Source organism: Shigella sp. FC1661, assembly GCF_001712525.1.
GTDB classification, from domain to species: domain Bacteria; phylum Pseudomonadota; class Gammaproteobacteria; order Enterobacterales; family Enterobacteriaceae; genus Escherichia; species Escherichia coli.
The window spans coordinates 1-234 of sequence record NZ_MDGW01000542.1 but is presented as its reverse complement, the minus strand read 5'-3'; the positions used below and the strand labels follow the sequence as shown (position 1 = coordinate 234).

The 234-nt window shown below is 45.7% G+C and carries 1 pseudogene; it reads right to left on the bottom strand.

Annotated features, from left to right (window positions below):
* Positions 1–134: 134 nt before the first annotated feature.
* Positions 135–234, bottom strand: a pseudogene (locus BFF42_RS21865) (transposase); the annotation flags it as partial.

The following is a 234-nucleotide window of genomic DNA, read 5'->3' as shown; positions in this document are numbered from 1 at the left end:
ATTAGGGCAGCCTTTTCGCCTGCCGGGATTCACATTTTTCTGCATATCTGACACTTTGGTTCCCACTACTTATTTGGTGGACACCACTTTGTCTAATTCATCAGATTCTGACCAGACGGTTCAGGCTGTACGCTTACAGATAATCGGGAAGCGCCTTCACTGATCGAAAGCTGATTTTCAGGAACCGTTTTGACGGCTTCGGCTTTAAACTCCGTAGAGTAACGTTGGGTTTTT